At 65.1% G+C, this 3,068-nt stretch carries 3 protein-coding genes; all 3 read right to left on the bottom strand.

What is annotated here, in order from left to right:
- Positions 1-258: 258 nt before the first annotated feature.
- The 3 genes from fabI to fabA all read right to left on the bottom strand — a co-directional run bounded on the left by fabI (position 259) and on the right by fabA (position 2,914).
- Positions 259-1,068 carry an enoyl-ACP reductase FabI gene (fabI, locus tag AWJ14_RS14830; protein ID WP_066180721.1) on the bottom strand — a complete coding sequence of 270 codons (810 nt, stop codon included), beginning with the start codon at positions 1,066-1,068 and terminating at the stop codon, positions 259-261.
- A 34-nt stretch (positions 1,069-1,102) separates the two neighbouring features.
- Positions 1,103-2,323 carry a beta-ketoacyl-ACP synthase I gene (gene fabB / locus AWJ14_RS14825; RefSeq protein ID WP_066180718.1) on the bottom strand — a complete coding sequence of 407 codons (1,221 nt, stop codon included), beginning with the start codon at positions 2,321-2,323 and terminating at the stop codon, positions 1,103-1,105.
- A gap of 75 nt (positions 2,324-2,398) precedes the next feature.
- A complete protein-coding gene (gene fabA / locus AWJ14_RS14820; RefSeq protein WP_066180714.1) occupies positions 2,399-2,914 on the bottom strand; it encodes a 3-hydroxyacyl-[acyl-carrier-protein] dehydratase FabA in 516 nt (171 codons plus the stop codon).
- Positions 2,915-3,068: the final 154 nt, after the last annotated feature.

Below are 3,068 nucleotides of genomic sequence, written 5' to 3'. Positions count from 1 at the left end.
CATGCCGGCGCTCCAATCCAGCGCGCGAATCGGGCCGGATCGTGCGGGCAGGATCCCGGATCGTCGAAACCGCGACAGCCTTGGGGCCGGCCCGACGCGAGGGGCTCAGGCGCGCGGCTGGCGCAGACCATCAAGGCGCCCGGAAAAGCGAAAAACCCTGAGCCGGTGAAGCGACCCTCGAAGCTGGGTGTCCAGCTTTCGGGGGGCGGTTCACTAGGTGGTCCGGGGTTGTTCGTGTGCAGGACGGGGAGGCGGTTGCTACCCTTCGTCGGCCTTGTTGAGTTCCGACGTGATCGGCATCGAGGTGATGTTGAAGCCCGAATCCACGTAGTGGATCTCACCGGTCACGCCCGAGCTCAGGTCGGAGAGCAGGTAGAGCGCCGAATTGCCGACTTCGGCGATGTCGACGGTGCGCCTGAGCGGCGCGTTCTTTCTCTGGTAGCTGAACATGGCGCGTGCGTCGCCGATGCCCGCGCCCGCCAGCGTGCGCACGGGGCCCGCCGAGATCGCGTTGACGCGAATGCCGTCCTGGCCGTAATCGGCGGCGAGATAGCGCACCATCGCCTCGAGCGCCGCCTTGGCGACGCCCATCACGTTGTAGTTCGGCATCACCCGCACCGAGCCGCCATAGGTGAGCGTCAGGATCGAGCCGCCGGCGCTCATCAGCGGGGCTGCGCGCTGGGCCACTTCCGTGAACGAATAGGCCGAGATCACCATGGTGCGCGAGAAGTTCTCGCGGGTGGTGACGTCGGCATAGCGGCCCTTGAGCTCGTTGCGGTCGGAAAAGCCGATCGCATGCACCACGAAGTCGATCGAGCCCCATTCGGATTTCAGCGTCTCAAACACCGCGTCCACCGTGGCGATGTCCTCGACATCGCACGGCAGCACCAGCGTCGAGCCGAGCTTCTGCGCAAGCGGCCGTACCCGGCGCCCGAACCCCTCGCCCTGGTAGGTGAAGGCCAGTTCCGCGCCGGCCTCGGCCAGTTTGGACGCAATCCCCCAGGCGATCGAATGGTCGTTGGCGACCCCCATGATCAGCCCGCGCTTGCCCTTCATCAGTCCGTCCATGCCACGCCTCCGCTCTGCGCCCGCATACCGCGGGTCAACCCTGATACCTTTCGAACACCAGCGTCGCGTTGGTGCCGCCGAAACCGAAGGAATTCGACAGCACCGTATCGATCTTGGCGTTGTCGATGCGCGACCGGACGATCGGCACGCCCTGGAATTCCGGGTCGAGTTCGGTGATATGCGCGCTTTCACCGATGAAGCCTTCCTTCATCATCAAAAGCGAGTAGATCGCCTCCTGCACGCCGGTGGCGCCCAGCGAATGCCCGGTCAGCGACTTGGTCGACTGCACATGCGGCATGTCGGTGCCGAACACTTCCCGGATCGCGCCGATTTCCTTGGAATCGCCCACCGGCGTCGAGGTGCCGTGGGTGTTGATGTAGTCGACCCGGCTCTTCACCGTCGACAGCGCCTGGCGCATGCAGCGCACCGCGCCTTCGCCCGACGGCGCCACCATGTCGTAGCCGTCCGAGGTCGCGCCATAGCCGGTGAGTTCGCCATAGATCGTGGCGCCGCGGGCCTTGGCATGCTCGAGTTCCTCGAGCACCAGCACGCCCGCGCCGCCGGCGATGACGAAGCCGTCGCGGCTCACGTCATAGGCGCGCGAGGCGGTCGCGGCCTGGTCGTTGTATTTCGAGCTCATCGCGCCCATCGCGTCGAACAGGTTGGACATCGACCAGTCGAGGTCTTCGTGTCCGCCGGCGAACACCATGTCCTGCTTGCCCCACTGGATGAGTTCGGCGGCATTGCCGATGCAATGTGCCGAGGTCGAGCAGGCCGACGAGATCGAGTAGTTCACGCCGTGGATCTTGAACCAGGTGGCAAGCGTCGCGGACGCGGTCGACGACATCGCCTTGGGCACCGCGAACGGACCGATGCGCTTGGGGCTGCCGTTCTTGCGGGTGATGTCGGCCGCGTCGATCAGCGTGCGGGTCGAAGGACCGCCCGAGCCCATGACGATGCCGGTGCGCTCGTTGCTGATCTCGGCCTCGCTCAGGCCGGCGTCGGCGATCGCCTGCTGCATGGCGACATGGTTCCAGGCGCCGCCGCGCGACAAAAAGCGCATGGCGCGGCGGTCGACCAGTTCGGTCGGGTCCAGCGTCGGCGCGCCCCACACCTGGCTCTTGAAGCCGTGCTCGGCGAAATCCTCGCTGAAGCTGATGCCGGATTTGGCCTCGCGCAGCGACTGGGTCACTTCGTCGGTGGTGTTGCCGATGGAGGATACGATCCCCATTCCCGTCACGACGACTCGTCTCATGATGTTGCCCTTTCTGGTGGAGGGTTCTGATAGGCGACCGCGCGCGAAGCCCGTGCCCGGTTGCCGGGATATGTGTTAGGCGACCTTGTCCTTTGCAAGGCCGACCTTCAGGTCGGTGGCGTTGTAGATCGTCTCGCCATCCGCCTTGAGCCATCCGTCGGCGATGCCGAGCACCAGCCGTCCGCGCATGACGCGCTTGAAATCGATGCCGTATTCCAGCTTCTTGACCTCGGGCGTGACCATGCCCTTGAATTTCACTTCGCCGGTCGACAGCGCCATGCCGCGGCCCTGTTCGCCGAGCCAGCCGAGATAGAAGCCGGTGAGCTGCCACATGCCATCAAGGCCAAGGCAGCCGGGCATCACCGGATTGCCCTTGAAGTGGCAGGGGAAGAACCAGAGATCGGGGGTGATGTCGAATTCGGCGCGCAGATAGCCCTTGCCGAACTCGCCGCCGGTTTCGCTGATGTCGGTGATCCGGTGCACCATCAGCATCGGCGGCAACGGCAATTGTGCGTTTCCAGGCCCGAACAGCTCTCCCTCCGCACAGGTCAGTAGTTCTTCGTAGGTATAGCTCGATTGCCTGTCGACCATTTGGAATGCGTCTCCCGTTTCGCCGTCTTTCCGCGCGCCATCTCGTTGCATGCGGCGCGCACGCTAGCACAGGCCCGCCCGACAGCGAAGCCGGCCCGCTCGGCACCCCGAATACCGGATGCGGCCATCGAGCGAAAGAGGCGACGTTACTGAA

Origin of the sequence: Parahoeflea olei (assembly GCF_001703635.1) — a bacterium.
GTDB classification, from domain to species: Bacteria; Pseudomonadota; Alphaproteobacteria; order Rhizobiales; family Rhizobiaceae; genus Hoeflea; species Hoeflea olei.
This window is presented reverse-complemented; position numbering and strand designations above follow the sequence as displayed.